22 protein-coding genes and 1 other RNA gene are annotated in these 24,558 nt (G+C 50.5%); 15 read left to right on the top strand and 8 right to left on the bottom strand.

All coding sequences use genetic code 11. The annotated features are described in order from the left end of the window. Nucleotides 1-260: 260 nt before the first annotated feature. From ACF8OF_RS09920 to ACF8OF_RS09910, 3 genes are all read right to left on the bottom strand, one after another. Nucleotides 261-1,019: an outer membrane protein OmpK gene (locus ACF8OF_RS09920; RefSeq protein ID WP_025151748.1), complete on the bottom strand. Its 759-nt coding sequence runs from the start codon at nt 1,017-1,019 to the stop codon at nt 261-263. Nucleotides 1,020-1,260: 241 nt separating this feature from the next. Beyond that, complete coding sequence (gene ampG, locus ACF8OF_RS09915) at nt 1,261-2,748, bottom strand: muropeptide MFS transporter AmpG (RefSeq protein ID WP_392496477.1); 1,488 nt, start codon at nt 2,746-2,748, stop codon at nt 1,261-1,263. A gap of 92 nt (nt 2,749-2,840) precedes the next feature. Continuing rightward, the gene (locus tag ACF8OF_RS09910; RefSeq protein WP_392496476.1) at nt 2,841-3,422 is read right to left on the bottom strand and encodes a YajG family lipoprotein; all 582 of its coding nucleotides are present in this window, start codon (nt 3,420-3,422) and stop codon (nt 2,841-2,843) included. 178 nt (nt 3,423-3,600) lie between these two features. Between ACF8OF_RS09910 and bolA the strand changes: the two genes are divergently transcribed. The 9 genes from bolA to ACF8OF_RS09865 all read left to right on the top strand — a co-directional run bounded on the left by bolA (nt 3,601) and on the right by ACF8OF_RS09865 (nt 13,831). After that, nucleotides 3,601-3,930, top strand: coding sequence for a transcriptional regulator BolA (gene bolA / locus ACF8OF_RS09905; protein ID WP_392496474.1), 330 nt, complete (start codon nt 3,601-3,603; stop codon nt 3,928-3,930). Nucleotides 3,931-4,200: 270 nt separating this feature from the next. Continuing rightward, nucleotides 4,201-5,511: a trigger factor gene (gene tig, locus ACF8OF_RS09900; protein ID WP_262859084.1), complete on the top strand. Its 1,311-nt coding sequence runs from the start codon at nt 4,201-4,203 to the stop codon at nt 5,509-5,511. Nucleotides 5,512-5,776: 265 nt separating this feature from the next. Further along, nucleotides 5,777-6,397, top strand: coding sequence for an ATP-dependent Clp endopeptidase proteolytic subunit ClpP (clpP, locus tag ACF8OF_RS09895; protein ID WP_025151743.1), 621 nt, complete (start codon nt 5,777-5,779; stop codon nt 6,395-6,397). A 109-nt stretch (nt 6,398-6,506) separates the two neighbouring features. After that, nucleotides 6,507-7,787, top strand: a complete 1,281-nt coding sequence (clpX, locus tag ACF8OF_RS09890; protein ID WP_392496472.1) for an ATP-dependent protease ATP-binding subunit ClpX — start codon at nt 6,507-6,509, stop codon at nt 7,785-7,787. A gap of 193 nt (nt 7,788-7,980) precedes the next feature. Continuing rightward, nucleotides 7,981-10,338, top strand: coding sequence for an endopeptidase La (gene lon / locus ACF8OF_RS09885; protein ID WP_262859086.1), 2,358 nt, complete (start codon nt 7,981-7,983; stop codon nt 10,336-10,338). Between the two features lie 220 nt (nt 10,339-10,558). Next, on the top strand, nt 10,559-10,834 hold the full coding sequence (hupB, locus tag ACF8OF_RS09880; RefSeq protein ID WP_004240390.1) for a nucleoid-associated protein HU-beta: 276 nt from the start codon (nt 10,559-10,561) through the stop codon (nt 10,832-10,834). Between the two features lie 157 nt (nt 10,835-10,991). After that, nucleotides 10,992-12,860: a peptidylprolyl isomerase gene (gene ppiD / locus ACF8OF_RS09875; RefSeq protein WP_392496471.1), complete on the top strand. Its 1,869-nt coding sequence runs from the start codon at nt 10,992-10,994 to the stop codon at nt 12,858-12,860. A 152-nt stretch (nt 12,861-13,012) separates the two neighbouring features. Next, entirely contained in the window at nt 13,013-13,342 is a 330-nt protein-coding gene (locus ACF8OF_RS09870) for a helix-hairpin-helix domain-containing protein (RefSeq protein ID WP_025151720.1), read from the top strand. A gap of 78 nt (nt 13,343-13,420) precedes the next feature. Further along, nucleotides 13,421-13,831, top strand: a complete 411-nt coding sequence (locus ACF8OF_RS09865; protein ID WP_025151719.1) for a thioesterase family protein — start codon at nt 13,421-13,423, stop codon at nt 13,829-13,831. 51 nt (nt 13,832-13,882) lie between these two features. Here the strand turns inward: ACF8OF_RS09865 and queC are convergent, their stop codons facing one another. Then, entirely contained in the window at nt 13,883-14,581 is a 699-nt protein-coding gene (gene queC, locus ACF8OF_RS09860) for a 7-cyano-7-deazaguanine synthase QueC (RefSeq protein ID WP_262859088.1), read from the bottom strand. Nucleotides 14,582-14,627: 46 nt separating this feature from the next. Next, the gene (locus tag ACF8OF_RS09855) at nt 14,628-15,668 is read right to left on the bottom strand and encodes a PLP-dependent cysteine synthase family protein (protein ID WP_262859089.1); all 1,041 of its coding nucleotides are present in this window, start codon (nt 15,666-15,668) and stop codon (nt 14,628-14,630) included. 114 nt (nt 15,669-15,782) lie between these two features. Here ACF8OF_RS09855 and ACF8OF_RS09850 point away from each other — a divergent pair, with 114 nt between their 5' ends. The 5 genes from ACF8OF_RS09850 to amtB all read left to right on the top strand — a co-directional run bounded on the left by ACF8OF_RS09850 (nt 15,783) and on the right by amtB (nt 21,667). Next, complete coding sequence (locus ACF8OF_RS09850; RefSeq protein ID WP_072869666.1) at nt 15,783-16,259, top strand: Lrp/AsnC family transcriptional regulator; 477 nt, start codon at nt 15,783-15,785, stop codon at nt 16,257-16,259. Nucleotides 16,260-16,289: 30 nt separating this feature from the next. Continuing rightward, nucleotides 16,290-18,029 (top strand): SmdA family multidrug ABC transporter permease/ATP-binding protein, encoded by a 1,740-nt coding sequence (locus tag ACF8OF_RS09845; protein WP_392496469.1) that lies wholly within the window; start codon nt 16,290-16,292, stop codon nt 18,027-18,029. Next, on the top strand, nt 18,022-19,818 hold the full coding sequence (locus ACF8OF_RS09840; protein ID WP_392496468.1) for a SmdB family multidrug efflux ABC transporter permease/ATP-binding protein: 1,797 nt from the start codon (nt 18,022-18,024) through the stop codon (nt 19,816-19,818). The genes ACF8OF_RS09845 and ACF8OF_RS09840 overlap by 8 nt, the downstream gene beginning before the upstream one ends. Nucleotides 19,819-20,019: 201 nt before the next feature. Further along, on the top strand, nt 20,020-20,358 hold the full coding sequence (locus ACF8OF_RS09835; protein WP_392496466.1) for a P-II family nitrogen regulator: 339 nt from the start codon (nt 20,020-20,022) through the stop codon (nt 20,356-20,358). Between the two features lie 19 nt (nt 20,359-20,377). Beyond that, a complete protein-coding gene (amtB, locus tag ACF8OF_RS09830; protein ID WP_262881987.1) occupies nt 20,378-21,667 on the top strand; it encodes an ammonium transporter AmtB in 1,290 nt (429 codons plus the stop codon). Nucleotides 21,668-21,737: 70 nt separating this feature from the next. On the opposite strand, the gene tesB is transcribed toward amtB, so the two are convergent. Continuing rightward, the gene (gene tesB, locus ACF8OF_RS09825; RefSeq protein WP_262859094.1) at nt 21,738-22,601 is read right to left on the bottom strand and encodes an acyl-CoA thioesterase II; all 864 of its coding nucleotides are present in this window, start codon (nt 22,599-22,601) and stop codon (nt 21,738-21,740) included. 224 nt (nt 22,602-22,825) lie between these two features. Here tesB and ffs point away from each other — a divergent pair. Then, an RNA gene (gene ffs, locus ACF8OF_RS09820) (signal recognition particle sRNA small type) lies at nt 22,826-22,922 on the top strand. A gap of 551 nt (nt 22,923-23,473) precedes the next feature. On the opposite strand, the gene ACF8OF_RS09815 is transcribed toward ffs, so the two are convergent. Together ACF8OF_RS09815 and tomB are read right to left on the bottom strand one after the other, a co-directional pair. Further along, on the bottom strand, nt 23,474-23,677 hold the full coding sequence (locus ACF8OF_RS09815; RefSeq protein WP_024474604.1) for an HHA domain-containing protein: 204 nt from the start codon (nt 23,675-23,677) through the stop codon (nt 23,474-23,476). 63 nt (nt 23,678-23,740) lie between these two features. Beyond that, a complete protein-coding gene (gene tomB / locus ACF8OF_RS09810; RefSeq protein ID WP_392496464.1) occupies nt 23,741-24,100 on the bottom strand; it encodes an Hha toxicity modulator TomB in 360 nt (119 codons plus the stop codon). Nucleotides 24,101-24,558 lie beyond the last annotated feature (458 nt).

The raw sequence follows: 24,558 nt of genomic DNA, 5'->3' as shown, positions 1-24,558 counted from the left end.
GGATTGATGGGTTTGTTGCCTCTTTATGTTAAAAGGATCACAAGTAAGTCTGTTTTTATGAAATCATGAAATAAAAGTTACAATTTTAACAACAAGAAGACAAATGTATGTTTAAGCTTAGATTAGGGAAGGAAATACCGAAAGGATAAAACACTGATTATTACACTTTATGTGATGTAATAGTGAAATTTTTTTGTTCAGAAACAATTTACTGGTAAAAATACGGGAGGTTTTTGCCTCCCGCAGCGAAAAAAGGTGATCTAGAAGTTATATTTTATGCTGTAAACCACAGCCTGCTGGTAAAAATCCTCACCCAGTTTGTTATCTGCATAGCGGTACTGAATGCCGGTTGTCACTGACGGAACCGGTGTCCACCATAAGGCCAGGGCACCGTTGACGCCGTCACGCCCGCCGTTGCCGTAACGGTCGTTACGGTTAAGTTCGATTTCGTTCCAGTTGGTGATACTGAATTTTTCATTCCACAGGTTAAAGTCATAACCGGCAACCCAGCCGAGAACATAACCGTTGTTACCGCTGTAGAACGTCTGATCAACATAGTGCAGGGCAGCAAACGGTTTGAACCATAAGCCGTGGAAATCGGTGTTATAACCGATACCGTACAGGGTATTCACTTCATGGAAGTTACCGCCGTTCCCCGGCAGGGAATAGGTACCGTAGACATGACCGTAGGCGTTAAAACCGGTATCACCCAGGTAGATACGCGCTGTGGTTTTGAAGGTATAACGCTGGTTATCACCGGCATCAGAATCGTTTTTACTGTTAAACGCATTCTCGAGGTCGAAGAAACCATACAGCTCACCCCAGCTGAAACCGGCACCGCCCTCAAGCTCCAGATACACAAAGTCATCCTTGTGTGTGCTGTTACCACTCTTGTGAGTGGTATGCGGGGTCCAGTCCAGATAGTTCATGCTGACGTTAGCGAATCCCCACTGATATTCAGCCTGCGCAGAAAACGCGGCGGTTGCAGCAATCAGGGCTGCAATAGTCGTTTTTTTCATAATTTATTAGCTGTTTATTTGGTCGTTAAAGAGTAAAGAAGTCAGAAGTTACTGCGCGAATATAGGGTGAAGGCACGAAAAGGAAAATGGGTGATGTGATGTATTTGTGGTTTTGAATGTAATTTCAGGAAATAAATTATAAAAATTGTGACTTATATCTAAAATCAGGAATAAAAAAAGCCGGTTAAAACCGGCTTTATAAACTTTTGATTGAATTTTTTCTGATATTCGTAGCAGCCGGTCAGGCCAGTTTATCGCGGCGGAGCGCACAATAATCGAGCAGCCCGCCAAGGAACAGCCCGGCAATACCGATATTCAGGCCGTAAATAAACAGGTCGCCTTTCAGCGTGTCCGGAATAAAGTCCGGTGTCAGTTCAAACACGCCGGTCAGCAGCAGGATCAGGCTGGCTGTAAACAGAACTGCCGTGATACCGAGCAGTGACATTGCTGTCCGGTAGCCGTTCCGGAAATGCCGCCGCGGCAGGAATTGTTCTGTTTTCTGAGTATAGAGCAGCGTTTTGCGGCACAACATCAGCAGCAACAGACCGGGAACCGCAGCAACCACGGTGAACAGATAGAACCAGCTCCAGCCGTAGACTTCCACCATCCAGCCGGCAAACGGACCGGTATAGACACGACCGACGGCAGATAAGGCTGACAACAGCGCAAACTGTGTGGCGGAGAATGACCGGTTACAGAGAGTCATCAGCAGAGCGACAAAGGCTGCCGTGCCCATCCCGCCGCAGATATTTTCGATAAATACCACGCTGCCCATCATATAGATATTCTGGGGGGTGACGGAAAGCACCCAGTAGCCGATGTTGGAAACCCCCTGCAGGAGCCCGAAAAACATCAGGGACTTAAACAGGCTCCAGCGCTGCATCAGATAACCGCCGTACAGCGCCCCGACAATCGTGGCGGCCAGTCCCAGGGTCTTGTTGATAAGACCCACTTCATCCGGGCCGAACCCGGCCCCCCGGATCAGGAACGGTGTACTCAGTGTCAGGGCGAAGGCATCCCCCATCTTATAAAGGACAATCAGCAGTAACAGCAGCCAGGTGTTATTGCGGGAGAAAAACTCTGCAAGCGGCTCCCGGACAGCCTCACGCAGTGTGCGCGGCGGCGGGGCATCGGTTTCCGGCTCTTTCGCTCTCAGCGTGGCAAACACACCAATCAGCATCATTCCTGCCATCAGCAGGTACATATTCTGCCAGCCGGTATAGCGGTGGGCAATAAACAGCGCCAGACCGCCGGAGAGCAGCATGGCCAGCCGGTAACCTAAGGTTGATATTGCCGCGCCGGTGCCGCGATCTTTCGCGGACAGTAAATCGGTTTTATAGGCATCAAAAATGATGTCCTGTGAGGCCGAGCAAAAAGCAACAATTGCGGCGGCGGCAGCCAGCCACCAGAGGTGTTCTGTCGGTTTCAGCATCCCCATACCGGCAATACTGACGACCAGCAGGAGCTGTGTGGTTATCATCCAGCCGCGGCGGCGTCCGAGGAACGGCAGCTGGTAGCGGTCCATAAACGGTGCCCACAGGAATTTAAACACATAGGCCTGGCTGACAAGCGTAAAAAAACCGATGGTTTTGATATCGACGTTTTCGACGGTGATCCAGGCCTGGAGTGTGCCGCTGGTCAGCGCCAGCGGCAGTCCGGATGCAAAACCGAGCAATAAAAGAATACGGGCATTACGCTGGCTGTATGTCGCCCAAATACTCCGGAGCATAATTATCCTCACACGCCGCAGGCGCGGCGTATTGACAGTGACTGAAAACAGCAGGCCGCCCGGCGTTATCCGGCGGCGGGCGGCCCGGCAGATTAGTTGCGGGCGTTCTGCTTAATGAACTGGCTGATTTGGGTATCCTGAGCCATATCCGCGACGATATCGCTGAGTGCGCGGTTAAAGGCATCCGTGATTTTCTCGTTGCTGGCGCTTAACGGACCCTGCACATTATAGCTGGTACGGAATGTCCGGCTCTTTGTGCTGTTATTCTGTGCGGTGGCGAGAACAGTAATATCAATATTCACGGTAATGTTATGACGCAGGCTGCCTTCCTGCACATCCGCCTTAAAGGTATTGATGGAAATCTGCACATTGGCATTTGCCGGTGAGCCAATCATAAAACCGCGTGCGGTCATCTGTTTTTCCAGGGTTTCCTGCATCAGGAAACGCAGGTCACGGGACGGACGCAGCTGTGCCAGCTGGCCGTTACGGCTGAATTCGGCCAGGGTCTGTGACGGGCGTTTATCCACACCGGTAATGGAGATAGTAGCGGCACCGAGCGTCGGATCCGCAGACGGTAATTTCATCACCGGTTCAATTGACAGGGTGTTGGACGGTGCCTGGCACCCTGCCAGTAAGATCAGTGCGAACAGCGGAAAGAGGTATTTTTTCAACATAATAGGGATCCGTTACAAGTTGTTGAAGTCAGTCACCGCACCGGATAAACGCCGGGGCGTGAGTGTTCGGCTTAGTGCATGATGATAATCGGCTTTATCCGTGAATGGTATGGATTTTGATAAAAAACTCACTACACTGGGCTTTCTCTGAAAGCCAGTATTGACCGGAAGGATAGTTATGTCGGCATCATTTCCTGCTGTAATGCAGCAGCGTATTGAAGAAAAACTGAATCATGCACTCGCGCCTCTTTATATCAGTGTGGTGAATGAGAGTGGTCAGCACAATGTTCCGGCGGGATCGGAAACCCATTTTAAGGTGGTGGTGGTCAGTGATACCTTTGCGGGTATGCGTCCGGTGGCTCGTCACCGTCATATGTACACCCTGCTGGCCGGTGAACTGGCGGACGGGGTTCACGCGCTGGCGCTGCATACCTATACCCCGGATGAGTGGGATAATAGTCAGGGCACGGTGAATCCGTCCCCGCGCTGTCTTGGTGGCGGAAAGTAAGCCGCCTGTTGGGTAAAAAAGCAGCGTACAGCACAAAATTTAACAGAAAAAGAGCGAAATTCAGACTCTTTTGTCTGCACTTCTCGACGCGGCCGGTCAGCATCGCTATAATGTCGCGTCTGAAATTCCGTATGGTTTCGGGACGCTTCTGAATATAAGGGAACTCGGTTTTTAAATGCGACCGCCCCGGTTCATTATCGTTTCACACAGGCATCGGGCCGGTGTGAGATATGGAGTTGACCGAGCAATAGACTTTTTTGAGGTAATAAGATGCAAGTTTCTGTTGAAACGACTGAAGGCCTTGGGCGTCGTGTATTAATCACCGTTCCTGCAGCCGATATTGACAAAGAAGTAACTAAGCAATTAGCTGAAATCGCCAAAAAAGCACGTATCGATGGTTTCCGTAAAGGTAAAGTGCCGCACAACATCATCAAACAGCGTTACGGCGATGTGGCAGTTCAGGATGCACTGAGCGACCTGATGTCACGTAACTTTGTCAGCGCTATCATCGAAAACAAAATCAACCCTGTCGGCGCGCCTGACTACAAAGTTGATGAGCCGTACAAAGAAGGTCAGGATTTCACTTACACTGTTGAGTTTGAAGTCTTCCCTGAAATTGAGCTGAAAGGTCTGGAAACAATCGAAGTTGAAAAACCGGTTGTTGAAGTCAAAGACGAAGACATCGACGGCATGGTTGAAACTCTGCGCAAACAGCAGGCTGAGTGGAAAGTGATTGAAGGCGCAGCGAAAGCTGACGATCGCATCACTATCGACTTCACCGGTTCTGTTGACGGCGAAGAGTTCGAAGGCGGTAAATCGTCTGATTTCGTCCTGGTCATGGGCCAGAACCGTATGATCCCGGGCTTCGAAGACGGTATCGTGGGTCACAAAGCCGGTGAAGAATTCGACATCGAAGTGACATTCCCGGAAGATTACCACGCTGAAAACCTGAAAGGGAAAGCAGCGAAATTCGCTATCAGCCTGAAAAAAGTGGAAGAGCGCGAACTGCCGGAAATGACTGAAGCGTTCATCAAACGTTTCGGTATCGGCGACGGTTCCCTGGAAGGTCTGAAAGCGGAAATCCGCAAAAATATGGAACGCGAACTGAAAAACGCAGTACGCAACCGTATCAAATCCCAGGTTATCGACGGTCTGCTGAAAGCAAACGAAATCGATGTACCGAAAGCAGCGGTTGACAGCGAAATCGAAGAACTGCGCCGTCAGGCGGCACAGCGTTTCGGCGGCTCTGAAAAACAGGCGATGGAACTGCCTCGCGAACTGTTTGAAGCGCAGGCTAAGCGCCGTGTCATGGTTGGTCTGCTGTTAGGCGAAGTGATTTCTTCTAACGAACTGAAAGCCGAAGATGATCGCGTTAATGCCCTGATCGAAGAAATGGCATCAGCGTACGAAGATCCGGCTGAAGTTGTAGCATACTACAGCAAAAACAAGCAGATGATGGATGGTATCCGTAATCTGGCACTGGAAGAGCAGGCGGTTGAAACTGTTCTGGCGAAAGCAAAAGTGACAGATAAAGAAACCGGTTTCACTGACCTGATGAATCAGGTTCAGGCAGCAGGTTAATCCGCTCTCTTTGTGAACAGCTGAAGGCTGTTTATCTGATGAAAACCGCAGGCAATGTGTATTGTCTGCGGTTTTTTTGTCATTTCTGACAATATTCCTTGAAAACAACGGTGGTTATCCCCCATATTTGCCATACAGGGTCTCTGCGGACAGTATATGCTGCTTATATGACCGGATCGCGTATAGCGCATGGTCATCTCACCGGATCTCAAGTAAAATGACCGGTATCCGCCAGGCACCAATAAAATTCAATCAGGAGATGGACATGTCATATCACGACAATCAGGATACTTTCGCACCCAACATGGCGCTGGTGCCGATGGTTATCGAGCAGACTTCACGCGGTGAACGCTCCTACGATATCTATTCCCGTTTATTAAAAGACCGTATTATCTTTTTAACCGGCCAGGTTGAAGATCATATGGCAAACCTGATCGTGGCACAGTTACTCTTCCTGGAAGCTGAGAACCCGGAAAAAGACATCAGTCTTTATATCAACTCACCGGGCGGCGTGATCACCGCCGGGATGTCTATTTATGACACCATGCAGTTTATCAAACCGCAGGTCAGCACTATCTGCGTAGGCCAGGCCTGCTCAATGGGTGCTTTCTTACTGACGGCAGGTGCGCCGGGCAAACGTTACTGTCTGCCGAACTCCCGGGTGATGATTCACCAGCCGCTGGGCGGCTATCAGGGACAAGCGACTGATATTGAAATTCATGCTCAGGAAATTCTGAAAGTGAAAGCGCGCATGAATGATTTATTAGCTCACCATACCGGTAAATCCGTTGAGGAAATTCAGCGTGATACCGAGCGTGACCGCTTCCTGTCCGCGAAAGAAGCACAGGAATACGGTCTGGTTGACCATATTTACACACACCGGTAAGTAACACCGGTACTGCCCGTATCCTGCCGGGCGGCAGGGTACTGCGGTGCTGTGACATTTTTTTGCAGCTCACAGGCGGTGAGCTGTTCTGATTAAGTGAGGTTTACTGATGACAGACAAACGCAAAGACGGTTCAGGAAAGCTGCTGTACTGCTCTTTCTGCGGAAAAAGTCAGCATGAGGTTAAGAAACTGATTGCCGGCCCGTCAGTGTATATCTGTGATGAATGCGTTGATTTATGCAACGATATTATCCGTGAAGAAATTAAAGATCTGATCCCGGCCCGTGGCAGTGAACGCAGTGAACTGCCGACGCCTCATGAAATTCGTCAGCACCTCGATGACTATGTCATTGGTCAGGAACTGGCTAAAAAAGTGCTGGCAGTCGCGGTATACAACCACTACAAACGTCTGCGCAACGGCGATAAAACCGCTGACGGCGTGGAACTGGGTAAAAGTAATATCCTGCTGATCGGCCCGACCGGCAGCGGTAAAACGCTGCTGGCTGAAACGCTGGCCCGCTACCTGGATGTGCCGTTCACCATGGCGGATGCCACCACACTGACCGAAGCCGGTTATGTCGGCGAGGACGTGGAAAACATCATTCAGAAGCTTTTACAGAAATGCGACTATGATGTGGAGAAAGCACAGCGCGGTATCGTCTATATTGATGAAATCGATAAAATCTCCCGTAAATCAGATAACCCGTCGATTACCCGTGATGTGTCCGGTGAAGGCGTTCAGCAGGCACTGCTGAAACTGGTTGAAGGCACGATTGCCGCTGTTCCGCCGCAGGGCGGGCGTAAACATCCGCAGCAGGAATTTTTACAGGTTGATACCTCGAAAATTCTGTTTATCTGCGGCGGGGCATTTGCCGGTCTGGATAAAGTGGTCGGTCAGCGTCTGAACACCCGTTCCGGTATCGGTTTCGGTGCGCAAGTGCGCGGCGAGAAAGACAAAGCGACAGAAGGCGAATTACTGGCTCAGGTTGAACCGGAAGATCTGATCAAATTTGGTCTGATCCCTGAATTTATCGGTCGTCTGCCTGTGGTGGCAACGCTCGGTGAGCTGAGTGAAGATGCGTTGATTCAGATCCTTCAGGAGCCGAAAAATGCGCTGACAAAACAGTATCAGGCGCTGTTCAGCATTGAAGATGTTGAACTGGAGTTCCGCCGTGAAGCACTGGTTGCCATTGCGAAAAAAGCAATGAACCGTAAAACCGGTGCCCGTGGTCTGCGTTCTATCGTTGAGGCTGCGCTGCTCAACACGATGTATGATTTACCGTCGATGGAAAATGTCGAAAAAGTGGTTATCGATGAGAACGTGATAACCAATCAGACCGAACCGATGCTGATTTACCGCAAACCGGAAGCTCAGGTTTCCGGCGAGTAACGGAAAGTTAGCGCAGTTGTTATCAGTATTAACCAAATGAGGGAATTTTCCCTCATTTTGCTTTTCTTACTAAATAAAGTGTTGAATGTGAGAAATGCATCCCCATATATTGATTATTCTATGGAGTGGAACCCGTGATAACGCGTTTCACGACGTTCCCAACAAGGCGTAAGCTAAACGAAGAGAGTGCTCTATGAATCCTGAGCGTGCTGAACGCATTGAAATCCCGGTACTGCCTTTGCGCGATGTGGTGGTCTACCCCCACATGGTTATTCCTTTATTTGTCGGGCGCGAAAAATCTATCCATTGTCTGGAAACAGCGATGGATATGGATAAAAAAGTGCTGCTGGTCGCACAAAAAGAAGCGTCAACGGATGAGCCGGGCGTCAATGATTTATTTTCCGTCGGGACAGTCGCGTCTGTATTACAGATGCTGAAACTGCCGGACGGTACCGTCAAAGTGCTGGTCGAAGGCCTGCAACGTGCGCATATCAAAACATTAAGTGACAACGGCGATTTCTTCTCTGCCCAGGCAGAGCTGATGGAATCCCCTGTTGTGGACGAGCGCGAGCAGGAAGTCCTGCTGCGTACGGCGATCAACCAGTTTGAAGGCTATATCAAACTGAATAAGAAGATCCCGCCGGAAGTCCTGACCTCCCTGCATAATATCGACGATGTCGCCAAACTGGCTGACACTATCGCTTCTCATATGACACTGAAATTACAGGACAAACAGTCTGTCCTGGAAATGTCAGATGTGGTTGAGCGTCTCGAATATCTGATGGCGATGATGGAATCGGAAATCGACCTGTTACAGGTTGAGAAACGCATCCGTAACCGCGTCAAAAAGCAGATGGAAAAAAGCCAGCGCGAGTACTATCTCAATGAGCAGATGAAAGCTATCCAGAAAGAACTGGGTGAGATGGACGATGCGCCGGATGAAGCGGAAGCGCTGAAACGCAAAATTGAAGAAGCGCAGATGCCGAAAGAGGCGAAAGAAAAAGCCGAAGCGGAATTACAGAAACTGAAAATGATGTCCCCGATGTCTGCGGAAGCTACGGTTGTCCGCAGCTATATCGACTGGATGGTTCAGGTTCCGTGGGTTAAGCGCAGCAAGGTGAAAAAAGATCTGCTTAAAGCGCAGGAAATCCTCGACAGTGACCATTACGGCCTGGAACGGGTGAAAGAGCGTATCCTTGAATATCTGGCGGTACAGAGCCGTGTCAGCAAAATCAAGGGACCTATCCTGTGTCTCGTCGGACCGCCGGGGGTAGGTAAAACCTCACTGGGGCAGTCTATTGCCCGAGCAACCGGCCGTAAATATGTCCGTATGGCGCTGGGCGGCGTGCGTGATGAAGCGGAAATCCGCGGTCACCGCCGTACTTACATCGGTTCTATGCCGGGTAAACTGATCCAGAAAATGGCAAAAGTCGGCGTGAAAAACCCGCTGTTCCTGCTGGATGAAATCGACAAAATGTCATCGGATATGCGCGGTGATCCGGCTTCCGCACTGCTTGAGGTGCTGGATCCGGAACAGAATATCGCGTTTAACGATCACTACCTGGAAGTGGATTACGATCTGTCCGATGTGATGTTTGTCGCGACATCCAACTCCATGAATATTCCGGCACCGCTGCTGGATCGTATGGAAGTGATCCGTCTGTCCGGTTACACGGAAGATGAGAAACTTAACATTGCCAAGCGTCACCTGCTGCCGAAGCAGATTGAACGCAACGCACTGAAGAAAACTGAGCTGCATATTGATGACAGCGCGATCCTCGGCATCATCCGTTATTACACCCGGGAAGCGGGCGTGCGCGGACTGGAGCGTGAAATCTCCAAACTGTGCCGTAAAGCGGTGAAACAGCTGCTGATGGATAAGACACTGAAACACATCGAGATTAATCAGGATAACCTGAAAGATTACCTCGGTGTGCAGAAAGTGGATTACGGTCGTGCTGATACTGAAAACCGCGTGGGCCAGGTGACCGGTCTGGCGTGGACTGAAGTCGGTGGTGATCTGCTGACCATCGAAACCGCAGCCGTTCCGGGTAAAGGAAAACTTTCCTACACCGGTTCACTGGGTGAAGTGATGCAGGAATCTATTCAGGCGGCGTTAACGGTGGTGCGTGCCCGTGCGGATAAATTAGGGATCAACAATGATTTCTATGAAAAGCGTGACATTCACGTCCACGTTCCGGAAGGTGCAACACCAAAAGACGGCCCGAGTGCCGGTACCGCAATGTGTACCGCACTGGTTTCCGCGCTGACCGGTAACCCGGTGCGGGCGGATGTGGCGATGACCGGGGAAATTACCCTGCGTGGTCTGGTGCTGCCAATCGGTGGTCTGAAAGAAAAACTGCTGGCAGCACATCGCGGCGGCATTAAGACTGTTCTGATTCCGGACGAAAACCGCCGTGATCTGGAAGAAATTCCGGATAACGTAAAAGCGGATCTGGATATTCATCCGGTTAAAACGATAGATGAAGTTCTTTCACTTGCCTTGGTTAATCCTGCTTTCGGTATGGAAGTGGTAAGTAAAAAAGCGTAGGAAATAGTGACCTGCGTCAAGAAGTTCAGATAAATAAAGGGCTGACAGGGACTTTAGGACTTGTCAGCCTTTTTTTGTCCCGCTAATTTAGCGAACATTCTTACGCAACATGCGAAGTCAGCAATCTTGCCAAGAGCGAAAAGGCTTGATATAACGGCTGTGGCTGTCAGGAACATACTTCGTAAATCCGGGCCGAAAATTCTGAAAGGGGATGATAATAGTGAATAAGTCACAATTGGTCGATAAAATTGCTGCAGACGCTAATATTTCTAAAGCTGCGGCTGGTCGCGCGTTAGATGCAATTATTGGTTCAGTAACCGATTCTCTGAAAGGCGGGGATGACGTGGCTCTGGTTGGTTTCGGTACTTTCACTGTTCGTGAGCGTGCAGCACGTACAGGCCGTAACCCGCAGACCGGTAAAGAGATCAAAATCGCCGCTGCGAAAGTCCCGGCTTTCCGTGCAGGTAAAGGTCTTAAAGACGCAGTAAACGGCTGAGTTTTTCCTCAGGCTCCGGGATATTTACCTGTCCCGGGCACGAAAACTGTATAAAGCCAGACAGGAAGCGCATCTGAATGATGCGCTTTTTTTTGTTTTAGGGCATAATTTCCCCTGACCTGATTTTTCTTTTACCAAAGCGGAGTTTGGATTTCTTATGATGGAAAACCTGCGCACAGCGGCGAACAACCCTGTGATTAAAATTGTCTTCGCCATCATTATCCTGTCATTTATTCTGACAGGTGTGGGTGGTTACCTCGTCAGCGGTTCTAACTATGCTGCCAAAGTGAACGATACAGAAATATCGGTCCAGCAGTTAGAGCGCGCCTTCCAGGAAGAGCGTAACCGCCAGCAGGCTCAGCTCGGTGACCTGTTCTCACAGTTAGTCAGTACAGAACAGGGTGTTAAACAGATCCGTTCTCAGGCACTGAACCAGATGATTGATACCATTCTGCTGGAACAGTACGCTCAAAAATTAGGTATAACTGTCAGCGATGAGCAGATCATTAACGCCATTCGTCAGGAACCTGATTTCAGGGTTAACGGTCAGTTCAGCCAGGACGCTTACGGCACATTCCTGTCCCGTAACGGTATCACCGGTGACGCTTATGCCGCCTACCTGCGCAAGCAGATGATTCAGGCGCAGCTTGTTCAGCCGTTTGTCCGTGATTCGTTTGTGCTGGATTCCGAAGTGACCGACGCGGCAGCGATTTTACTCCAGTCACGGACTATCCGTACCGCGACACTGGATCTGGCGTCCGCTCAGGCAAAACAGACGGCAACCGATGAAGAGTTACAGGCTTATTACGCGAAGAATAAAAACAATTTCATCGCGCCGCAGGCGTTAAAAATCAGTTTTGTTGAGCTGGATGCCGCGAATATTCAGGACAACACTGAGGTTACTGAAGAGCAGATTCAGGACTACTACGATAAAAATACCCCGCGTTTTACCGTGCCGGCTAAAGGCGAATACAGCCAGATCACCCTGGCCACGGAAGATGATGCCAAAGCGGTACTGAATGAACTGAAAAACGGGGCGGATTTCAAAACCCTGGCGAAAGAAAAATCCACCGACAAACTGACCGCCCGTAACGGCGGTGTGATCGGCTGGATGGAAGACGCTGCGCTTGTCCCTGAAATCAAAGGTGCCGGGCTGACAGCTGCTGGTCAGCTTTCAGACGTTCTGAAAGTGGATAATGGCTACGCGATTTTCCGTCTGGATGTGTATGAGCCGGAAACCGTCAAACCACTGGCGGATGTGAAAGAAGAAGCCACCCGTCTGGCCAAAGGCGAAGCAGCCAGCAAAGCCTTCTTTGATCTCCAGCAGAAAGCCAGTGAAGCTGCTGCCAACGATAACGAATCCCTGATGGGGGTTGAGCAGGCAACCGGCGTTAAAGCCGTTCAGACTGACTGGTTCGCCCTCGGCAGCCTGCCGGATGCGGTCAACTATCCGGAAGTGTTAAAAGCATTAACAGAAAATAAACTGTTTGATGAGAAAGGGCCGTCCGGCGATAACTCGGATATCATCACCGTTTCCGGTGACCGTGCCTTTGTGATCCGTGTTGATGAGTACCGCCCAGAAGCAGTGGAATCCTTTGATAAAGTGAAATCAGACATTGATGCACTGGTTAAACGTAACAAAGCCGAAGCCGCCCTGAATGCGGAAGCAGAGAAACTGCTGGCGGCATTGAAAGAAGGTAAAGGGGATGCGGCGTTAACAGAGGCCGGTGTGAAATTCGGTGCAGAGCAGACTGTTCAGCGCCTGAATCCTTCAGACCCGGTGATCAATGCAGCCTTTACCCAGCCGCATCCTGCAGACGGTAAACCGACCTACAGCCGCACGATTGACGGTAAAGGCAACATTGTTCTGGTTCAGCTTGATAAAGTGACAGCCGGTGTTGCTACAGATAAAGAAAAAGCGGAGTTGTATGACGTACTGCGTAAGCAGATGGCCGCCACTGACCTGGAATCATTACTGCTGAACCTGCGTGCTAACGCAGATATTGATGTGAGAAATATGGACTAAAATTTTTCGATCTGTGCCGAAAAATAAAATGTCGTTTTACATCCCCGGAAAGGCTGCGTTCGCAGCCTTTCGCATTTCTGTTCTGAAAATCCCCCGGCAGAAAAAATTTTTGCGACACTCCGTTTCGTGCTAAACACAAAAGGAGAAATAGCATGAAAACAAAATGGACATCTGCATTATTATTAACTTCAGCACTGTTAACCGGCGGTTTTTTCAGTACATCCGCACTGGCTCAGGCGGCACAACCGGCAGAAAGTACGCAGGTTCAGCCGTCCGTCTCACAGGAAAACCGTATCAGTATTAATACTGCGACAGCGGAAGAGCTGGCACGGGAACTCAGTGGTGTCGGGCCGAAAAAAGCACAGCGGATTGTGGAGTACCGCACGGAAAACGGGCCATTTACTTCTGCAGAACAACTGAAGGATGTATATGGTATTGGTGAACGTATTTTTACGATGAACAGTGATAAAATAGCATTGTAATATCAGCAGAGGCTGATTTCCCTTCCCCGGGCTGACGGGGAAGGGAATACCGGAAACAGAAGTAAAGGGAGAGATATTATGAGCACCACAATTAAAGTGATTGGCTACCATATTGATGCCTTCGGACATGTTAACAATGCGCGTTATCTGGAGTTTCTGGAGGCCGCCCGCTGGGACTGGCTGGAAAGCTACGATGCTTACCGCTGGTTTAAACAGATGGATATCGCCGTGGTGGTGGTGAATATCAATATTAACTACCGGCTGCCGGTGTATGTGGGAGAGCGGCTGGTGATAGACAGCTATTTACAGCACGCGGGGCAGAAAAGCGGTATTCTCAAACAGATTATTACCCGTCAGGAAGATAAGCAGGTTGTGGCGGATGCGGAAGTGACCTTTGTCTTTGTAAATATGAAAACCGGTAAAGCGATCCCGATTGAAGGGGAAATCCGCGATAAATTTGAGTTGCTGGCGGCACCGAAAGAAAGTTGATCACCGTCAGTACAGAAAAATGCCCGGCGGGGTGCCGGGCGTAACAAGTGCTTATTGCAGGCCGGTGATTTTTTTCATGGCGGCCATAACAGCACTGCGGTCAGCAAGATAGTTGTCCAGCCCGTTGCGGCGCAGATGGCAGGCCGCGCATTCCCCGCAGCCATCCCCCTGAATACCGTTATAGCAGGTCAGTGTTTCTGTGCGGACGGTATCCAGCTGTCCGTAATAGTCAGCCAGTGCCCAGGTCTGTGCTTTATCCAGCCACATCAGCGGGGTTTCAAAGCGGATATCACGGGCAAGACCGGCGTTAACCGCGTTGTTCAGTGCTTTGACAAACTCGTCCCGGCAATCCGGATAACCGGAAAAATCAGTTTCACAGACACCGGTGATAATCGCTTCGGCATTGACCTGATAGGCATAAATCGCCGTCAGAGTGAGAAACAGGATATTACGGCCGGGGACAAAGGTATTCGGGATATCACTTTGTTCACTTTCACTGAATCCCGGAACCGGAATGTTATCACGGGTCAGACTGCTGACCGCCAGTTCATTCAGCAGAGAGACATCCAGCACCTTATGTGCCGCCGCACCCAGTTGCAGACTGAGTTTACGGGCGACATCTATTTCCTGACTATGGCGCTGTCCGTAATCAAACGTCACACAATGCACTTCATCATAGTTACGGAGTGCCTGAATCAGGCAGGTTGTGGAGTCCTGCCCGCCACTGAATACGACCACAGCACGTTTCATCGCTAAACCTCATTATAAAAAGATAAGGTTTATGGTAACGGCTGCATCACCATTTGGGTAGTGTTGCCTGTGCGTCAGTCAGATCACCGATATTGTCCGCCACCCACTGCGGGTTGTAATAGGTGTCCGGATAGCGTTCGCCGCTGTCGCAAATCAGTGTCACAATGGAACCGCTCTGTTGCTGTTCATGCATCTGCTTTGCCAGTTGCAGGGCACCCCAGACATTGGTGCCGGTGGAGGCTCCGGTACGGCGGCCGAGCAGTTTTTCCAGCCAGTAAAGGGTTGCGATACTGCACTGGTCACTGACTTTGATCACATCATCAATGACGCCCGGGATAAAGGACGGTTCCGCACGCGGACGACCGATACCCTCAATCTTACTGCCGGTATCGCAGCGCAGATGTGAGCATTTCTGATGATAGCAGTCATGAAAAACGGAGTTTTCAGGATCAACAACAACCAGTTTTGTGTCATGCCCCTGGTAGCGGATAAACCGGCCGAGGGTGGCTGACGTACCGCCGGTGCCCGCACTCATCACAATGTAACGCGGCACCGGATGGGCTTCCCGCGACATCTGACGGTAAATACTTTCGGCGATATTGTTGTTGCCGCGCCAGTCAGTGGCACGCTCGGCATAGGTAAACTGATCCATATAGTGTCCGCCGGTTTCGCGGGCCAGACGCTCGGATTCCGCGTAAATCTGTGCGCTGCTGTCCACAAAGTGGCACTGTCCGCCGTAGAACTCAATTTGTTCAATTTTGCGGCGTGCAGTACAGCGCGGCATCACGGCGATAAACGGCAGGCCGAGAAGACGGGCGAAGTAAGCTTCCGAGACAGCGGTGCTGCCGGAAGACGCTTCAATCACCGGCGTGCCTTCACGGATCCAGCCGTTACACAGGCCGTACAGGAAAAGCGAACGCGCCAGACGGTGTTTCAGACTGCCGGTCGGATGAGTACTTTCATCTTTGAGATATAATGAAACCCCCGGGTAAACGGGTAATTCCAGCGGGATCAGGTGGGTGTCGGCACTGCGCTGATAATCGGCCTGAATGGCATTAATGGCGGATGTGGTCCATTGGGTTGTCATGTAGTATCTCCTCACGGTCTGTTGATGCATCTTAGCAATTCTGTGAGAGAAAAGGCTTTTTCTATTTTCTGTATCATGCATGATATGGAGAAATTTATTCTCTCTGGTGGCGATATGTTAGATAAAACAGACCGTAAATTGTTACAACTCTTGCAGGAAGATGCGTCATTATCACTGAACACCCTGTCCGAAGCGGTGAACCTGACATCCACACCCTGCTGGAAACGGCTGAAACGGCTGGAGGATGAAGGGTATATCCGCAAACGTGTGGCGCTGCTGGACCCGGAAAAACTCGGGCTGGGACTGACCGTGATCGTCATGATCAAGACACAGCACCACAGCAGCGAGTGGTATACTCAGTTTGTGGAATTTGTGCAGCAGATGCCTGATGTGGTGGAATTTTACCGGATGGCCGGGGAATTTGATTACATGTTGCAGGTCGAAGTGGTGGACATGAAATGTTTCGATCATTTCTACAAAAAACTGGTTAACGGTGTGCCCGGTTTAATTGATGTGACTTCCAATTTTGCGATGGAGCGCATAAAGTACACCACCGCGTTGCCGATTCCGGAAAAATGCAAAGCGGACTGATTATTAACCTGAGATGTTATACGGGATCCTGTGAGATTATTTGCCCAATTAAAATGGTATTTCCTCAGTGAATGGCGGCGCTATACCGGTGCGGTCACTTTTCTGATCATTATCGCGGTGTTACAGATCCTGCCGCCGCGTTTTGTCGGCATCATTGTTGACGGCGTGACCAAAGAGACGATGACCACCTCAGCGTTGTGGGGCTGGGTCGGCGTGATGCTGCTTATCGCGCTGGTGATTTATATCCTGCGCTATATCTGGCGGGTCTGGCTATTCGGTGCTTCCTACAAGCTGGCGGTGCGTCTGCGGCAGGATTTTTACCGGCAGTTCAGCCGCCAGTCACCAGCCTTTTATCATCGTTACCGGACCGGTGACCTGATCGCCCGCAGTACCAATGACGTGGACAAAGTGGTGTTTGCCGCCGGCGAGGGCGTGCTGACACTGGTGGATTCTTTTGTCATGGGACTGGTGGTGCTGCTGACGATGAGTATTGAGATCAGCTGGCAGCTGACCCTCCTTTCCCTGCTGCCGATGCCGTTGATGGCCCTGGCAATCAAACGTTACGGGCAGCAGCTGCATCAGCGTTTTAAAACAGCGCAGGGCGCTTTCTCCTCTCTGAATAATCACGCACAGGAAAGTCTCAGCAGTATCCGGATGATTAAAGCGTTTGGCCTGGAAGATCACCAGTCTTCCCGGTTTGAATCCGTTGCGGCAGAAGCCGGACGCAAAAATATGCATGTGGCACAGATAGATGCCCGTTTCGACCCGACCATTATAATGGCGATCGGGATGTCAAACCTGCTCGCGGTTGCCGGCGGCAGCTGGATGGTGATGCAGGGCACACTGACACTCGGCGGGCTGACCAGCTTTATTATGTATCTAGGGCTGATGATCTGGCCGATGCTGGCATTAGCCTGGATGTTTAACATTGTCGAGCGCGGCAGCGCGGCCTACAGCCGGATCCAATCCCTTCTGGAAACCCCGCCGGTACTGGCGGACGGCACTGAATCCCCGCAACCGGGGCGCGGGGAGCTGTCAGTGGCAGTGGATAAATTCTGTTATCCGGAAAGCCGCCGGGCGGTTCTGCATGATATCCGTTTTACCCTCAGACCGGGCCGGTTGCTCGGGTTGTGCGGCCCGACCGGCTGCGGAAAATCCACGCTGCTGGCACTGATCCAGCGTCATTATGATGTGACAGCGGGAACTATCTGTTTTCAGGGCAAACCGCTGCAGGAACTGACCTTCGACGGTTGGCATGCCCGGCTGGCGGTGGTGAACCAGACGCCGTTTCTGTTCTCCGATACTATCGCCAACAATATTGCGCTGGGTCGGCCCGGGGCGACACAGGACGAAATTGAACACGCGGCCCGGCTCGCCAGTGTCCATGATGATATTGAACGATTGCCGCTCGGTTATGAGACTCAGGCCGGTGAGCGGGGCGTGATGTTGTCCGGCGGGCAAAAACAGCGGATCTCCATTGCCCGCGCTTTGCTGATGGATGCCGAGATCCTGATCCTCGATGATGCACTTTCCGCAGTGGACGGGCAGACGGAATACCGGATCCTGCAGAATCTGCGGCACTGGGGGGAAGGCCGTACGGTGATTATCAGTGCACACCGGCTTTCGGCGCTGACGGAAGCCGACAATATTCTTGTGCTGCAACAGGGCGGTATCAGTGCGCAGGGGCGTCATCAGGAACTGATTAATCAGAACGGATGGTATCGCGAAATGTATCATTATCAGCAGTTAGAGGCCGCGCTCGATGAGTGAACAGACCCGCCCGGAAACGGCAAAAAACCTGTGGCCGTCGCTGAAACGTCTGCTCGGCTATGGCCGTAACTACCGCCGCCCGATGGCGGTTGCCATTGTGATGCTGTGGCTGACTGCCATTGCAGAAGTGGCGGCACCGGTTCTGGTGAGTTATTTTATCGACAATATGGTGGCAAAAAACCAGATTGTCCTGCCGGTGACATTGCTGCTGGTGGCCGGGTTTATCGCCTTACAGATTGCCGCGTCGCTGCTGCACTATTTTCAGCTTATCTATTTCAATCAGGCCGCTGTCGGCGTGGTACAGACACTGCGCGCTGATGTGATGGATGCCGCGCTGCGCCAGCCGCTGAGTGCCTTTGATACTCAGCCGGTCGGGCAGTTGATCTCCCGTGTTACCAATGACACCGAGATGATCAAAGACCTGTTTGTTAACGTGTTGCCGACACTGTTCCGCAGCGTGGCGCTGATTGTGGTGATGCTGATCGCCATGTATTCGCTGGAGTGGCGGATGGCGCTGGTGGCAACCGCCATGTTCCCGGCGGTGATGCTGGTGATGTGGATCTATCAGCGGCTGAGTACGCCGATTGTGCGCCGGGTGCGCAGCTATCTGGCGGATATTAATGATGGTTTCCATGAAATTATCAGCGGCATGACGGTGATTCAGCAGTTTCGCCAGCAGGCGCGTTTCGGGGAGCGGATGTTTGCCGCCAACCGCCGCCACTATGAGGTCAGAATGGCGGCACTGCGGCTGGACGGCATTTTGCTGCGTCCGCTGCTGAGCCTGTTTTCAGCAGCGATCCTTTGCGGCCTGATGCTGCTGTTCGGGATCGGGGGCACCGGTGTTATCGGCGTCGGGGTGCTGTACGCCTTTATCACCTACCTCGGGCGGCTGAATGAACCACTGATCACGCTGACATCCCAGCAGTCTGTTTTACAGCAGGCAGTGATTTCCGGTGAGCGTGTTTTTGAGCTGATGGACAGCCCGCAGCAGAAATACGGGGCGGATGATCAGCCGCTGACCAGCGGCAGTATTCGTGTATCACACCTGACATTTGCCTATCAGCCGGGAAAACCGGTGTTGCGTGATATCAGCATTGATGTGGCGGAGCACAGTTTTATCGCCTTTGTCGGGCACACCGGCAGCGGGAAAAGCACACTGGCAAACCTGCTGATGGGCTACTATCCGTGGCAGGCCGGGGAAATCAACCTCGGCGGACGTCCGCTGGAACAATTCTCACACAGAGCGCTGCGACAGGGCATTGCAATGGTGCAGCAGGACCCGGTCATTATGGCCGCGTCCTTCCGCGACAATATCACCCTCGGACGGGATATTGATGATGAGCGTATTCACCGGGTGCTGGAGATGGTTCAGCTGAGTGAACATGTCTCACAGCTTGAATACGGCCTGGATACTGAACTGGGCGAGCAGGGTAACACCTTGTCTGACGGGCAGAAACAGCTGCTGGCCATGGCACGGGTGCTGGTGCAGACCCCGAAAATCCTGATCCTGGATGAAGCAACTGCAAATATCGATTCCGGCACCGAGCAGGCGATTCAGAAAGCCTTACAGCTGATCCGCCGTGAAACCACACTGGTGGTGATTGCACACCGGCTGTCCACGATTGTTGATGCGGATACCATTTATGTGCTTAACCGCGGCGAAATGGCGGAATACGGCTCTCACCGGGCGTTACTGGCAGAGAAGGGTCGCTACTACCAGATGTATCAGCTGCAGCAGGTCGGGGAATCACTGAATGCCCCGGAAGAGAACGCTGCCCCTGCACTATAATTGTGAGATCGTTCACATAAACAGGTGCATGGTGCTGTAAAAAAGTGCAATCCCCGCATCACCGGAAAAGGTGTCTGATGAATCAGGCACCTTTTTTATTTCTATCCCGTTGTTATCAATAGATTTAATTTTTATTCTGCATATTGGCATCACTTTTGCAATTTATCCGCAGGACACCAGCAACCTGAAGCGGAGAATGCGATGAAAATGATAATGGCCATCATCAAACCTTTTAAACTTAATGACGTCAGAGATGTGCTGAACGAAGAAGGTATTCAGGGATTAACCGTACTGGAAGTGCGGGGGGCGGGCAGACAGAAGGGGCATACTGAGCTGTACCGGGGGGAAGAGTACAGCACGGATTTTCTGCCGAAAACACAGATTAATATTGTTGTGCCTGATGATTCCCTTGATCGCATTATTGAGGCAATTTGCCGCTCGGCATACACGGGCAGTATCGGTGACGGGAAAATATTTGTTTCAGACATTATACAGGCGGTGCGGATCCGTACCGGTGAACAAAATGATGAAGCTATTTAAACCGCACGGAGAGACTCAGATGATGAAACGAAAAATGATCCTGCCTGTTGTGATGTCTTCCGTGCTGCCGTTCCCGGCCTTCAGTGCAACGGAAGGAATGGATCGCGCGGATAATGGTTTTATGCTGATTTGCGCCGCACTGGTGTATTTTATGACACTTCCCGGTATCGCATTGTTTTACGGCGGACTGGTACGGCGTGAGAATGTGCTGTCAGTCATGACACAGGTGATTGTCAGTTTCGCACTGGTACTGCTGTTATGGATTTTTTACGGTTACAGCATGGCATTTTCTGACGGAAATGGTGTGATTGGCGGCTTGTCGAATGCATTTCTCAGCGGGATAACGCCTGTCAGTAACAGCGGCAGCATCAGCCAGCTGACGCACGTTATTTTCCAGGGTTCATTTGCGGCGATTACTGTTGCGCTTATCACCGGTGCGCTGGCGGAGCGGATAAAATTTACGGCTTTTCTGCTGTTTACCGTTATCTGGTTCTCTCTGGCTTATGTGCCAATGGCGCATATGGTCTGGGGCGGCGGTTGGCTGGCGGAAGATGGCGCACTGGATTTTGCCGGGGGAACCGTGGTGCATATTAACGCGGCGGTTGCCGGGTTAGTTGGTGCTTACATATTAGGAGCGCGCCTGTTACCGGGCAAAACAGCCACCAAACCGCACAGTCTGCCGATGGTCTTTACCGGTACGGCTATCCTTTATATAGGCTGGTTCGGGTTTAATGCCGGATCTGCAGGAAAACCGGATGGTATTGCGGCGCTGGCTTTTCTGAATACGGTGATTGCGGTAGCAGCGGGGGTGCTGGCGTGGGTGATAGCAGAGTGGTGCATGCGGGGTAAGCCCTCACTTCTTGGTGCATGTTCCGGTTGTATCGGCGGTCTGGTCGGTATCACCCCGGCAGCCGGTACAGTGGGCGTTGCGGGAGCTATTGTCATTGGTCTGGTCAGCGGTCTTGCCGGTTACTGGGGGGTCACCGCACTGAAACGCCGCCTGAAAGCCGATGATGTCTGTGATGTCTTTGGGATCCACGGGGTTTGCGGCATTGCGGGCTGTCTGCTGACAGGGGTTTTTACTGCGTCTGCGCTCGGTGGTACCGGTTACGCGGAAGGTGTCACTATGCTGCATCAGGTATGGATTCAGGCGGAAAGTATCCTGGTGACTGTGCTCTGGAGCGGAGTGATTACTTACATCGCATTCAAATGCGCGGCACTGACAACCGGTGTACGCTGCACAGAAGAAGACGAGATCAACGGGCTGGATATCAGCACGCACGGCGAACAGGCCTATAACCGGTCATAAGCCGTAAAAAAGTAAGCCCCCGCTCACAACTGTGCAGCGGGGGCTTTTTTTATTGTTGCCAGCGGGATATTTATTTCTCCCGTAAGCGCAGAACACCCTCCTGCACCGTAGAAGCAACCAGCACACCGGCCTGATTATAGAAGTGACCACGGACAAATCCGCGTCCGCCGGACGCTGTCGGGCTTTCCACCGCATACAGCAGCCATTCATCCAGCCGGAACGGGCGGTGATACCACATGGAATGATCGATGGTGGCAATCTGAATTTCCGGCTGCATAAAGCCGTAGCCATGCGGCTGGAGAGCGGTCGGCAGGAAATTGTAGTCAGAAGCATAACTGAGCAGATACTGATGCAGCGCCTGATCATCCGGCATTGCGCCGTTGGTTTTCAGCCAGGTATAGCGCACCGGTGGATTTTCCGGGTTCTGAAACGGGCTGTAAAACCGCACCGGCCGCCATTCAATGGCCTGTTCCCGCAGGAACAGCGCCTGCATTTTCGGCGGCAGATTCGCGGCAATCTTGCGGGCGATATCGGTTTCAGAGGCGAGTCCGTCAGGGCCGGGAACATCCGGCATGGTATTCTGATGCTCAAAACTGCTCTCTTCCCCCTGGAAAGAGGCGGTCATATAGAAAATCGGTTTTCCGTTCTGAATAGCGCTGACACGGCGGGCACTGAAACTCTTGCCGTCACGCAGATTTTCCACATCATAAATAATGGGTTTATGGCTGTCGCCCGGGCGCAGAAAATAGCTGTGAAATGAATGAACGCGGCGATCAGCCGGAACGGTTTGTCCCGCTGCATACAGTGCCTGTCCGGCAACTTGTCCGCCAAAGACCTGTGGCAGGCCGAGATCTTCACTTTGCCCCCGGAATAACCCGTCTTCGAGTTTTTCGAGTGCCATCAGGTTTATCAGGTTTTCTAATGCCAGGCTCATAATTACCCTTATTAAGTATTTCAGCAGGAACCGGTCATTCTAATCGCTGTCAGTGCAATTGAAAAATGATAAACCGCCGTTATGTGCGGTTCCCGGCCGGCAGAGGTCTGTTGTTGTGTCAGTGGTGTGTAAAAATACAGCGGTCAGCGCCGGTTGCCTTGCTATTTCAGTGCTGATCCCGGATAATGACACCGCCTCATTATTGAGGGTTCCTATGGGGGCTTTGTTGGTTCTCCCGCAACATGAACTTGTTAACTCGGTCAGGTCCGGAAGGAAGCAGCCATAGCAGGGGAATTGTGTGCCGGGATGTCGCTGGCAAGGCCCCCACCCATTTCAGTTGTACCCGTCTCTGTGATTATCCCGTTCCTGATTCTGAACCTCCCTGTCTGAACAGACGATATCTTCTGATATTCATCCGGCGCATATTGTTCATATATTCATGATTTAACGTTATCTCTGTCCGCGCAAACCGGAGCATTCAGCAGATAACATCAGGTAAAAGGATACAGCAATATGTGTAAAATTTGTTTTATGTTGTCAGTATAAAAGAATGAGTTTCACATAAAACAGCATGTTCAGATAAAAATTTTATTTTTGATTTAACACATCATAGTGGTAAATAGTGAAAATGTAATTTTCTGTACAGCAGGTGTATTAATAAATACGTATCGGAATTTAATAACCTGGTGAGTGAAAAAAACAGAAAATATATGCTTTTGTTATAAATTATATCTGTAACGTAATATAGGTAAAGAATAGCAGGATAAATAGCGGGCATGATCAAAAGCCAAAGTCAGCCAGCTGTGCCTTTGGCCCGGGATCACTAAAAATAAGACTATTGCCTGAAAGAGAGGCAGTTACAGCAGACTGAATTAACGGACAAACTTCCAGACAGATGCCGGGATTTTGTCATACAGTTTATTCATGGTTAATTCAGCCAGACGATGATCAGCCGCTGAATAAAAAACCTCCAGCTCGTCATCAGTCAGTTCATATTTGTTCTTCTCAATGACACGTTCCAGTGTTTCAATCGAAGTGCACTTACGTAAGCGCATGAGATAGTCCAGTTTAGTCATCATATGTTATCTTCTTGCTGAGTTGTTAGTACGCAATATACTGATATATAGGTCTGTATTCCGTTAGTGGACAAGATGCCCCTCGCTGGTCAGCATGCTGCTTACCATTGATGCCATCTTCTTCCATTCCTCAACCTCATTAAATGAAACTTCCATCTGACCAAACAGCGCGTAAGTTTCATCGATGTATTCATCGACAAATGAGATGAGGTCCTTATTTTGTGTATGTTTTATCTTAAAACTCCAGGTTACGTCAGCAATGTAACCTAATAATTCGTTAAGTTTTAAGTTTGAATCTGAGGCTAAATCATTAACCCAATAATTATTGCTTCTGATGAGCGTTTGTGTGCCTTCACGGCAAAGTTCATCGCACAGATACTTCAATACCGCAATATCGTAATTTCGTGGAGAATACTCGTCCATAATCACCTCCTGAATGTAACCGGGAATGATAAGGCGCTGAAAAACGTTAAATTATAATTAACACATGAGTAAGGTATTACGTTATCGACGTTGGTATATTATATATAGCATCAGCCTTTAATTATAAATAAAGGTAACGTAAAGATCCGTTCAGCACAAGCGGATAACCAGACGCTGATTACGTGTTAATCTGTTTCAGTCAGTGAACGTGATGTTCCGGAAAAAGATGTGGATAAAAAGGTCTGAGTTAACCCTGCTGGTAATATAACACTATTTCGGCTCTTGTCACTAGCCAAAATACAAAAAAAATAAATTTAAATACAGAATAAATGCGTGGATACACAGTCTGTAATTACTCATCTGCTTAAATTTACTGAATTTTTATGAAGAAGGACAGGTGATGAATCATAACGTGTTATGACAAAACCTTACATTTGTGAAAAGTGATAATTTACACT

The organism is Morganella sp. TYF_1, from assembly GCF_043105645.1.
GTDB lineage: Bacteria > Pseudomonadota > Gammaproteobacteria > Enterobacterales > Enterobacteriaceae > Morganella > Morganella morganii_B.
This window is presented reverse-complemented; position numbering and strand designations above follow the sequence as displayed.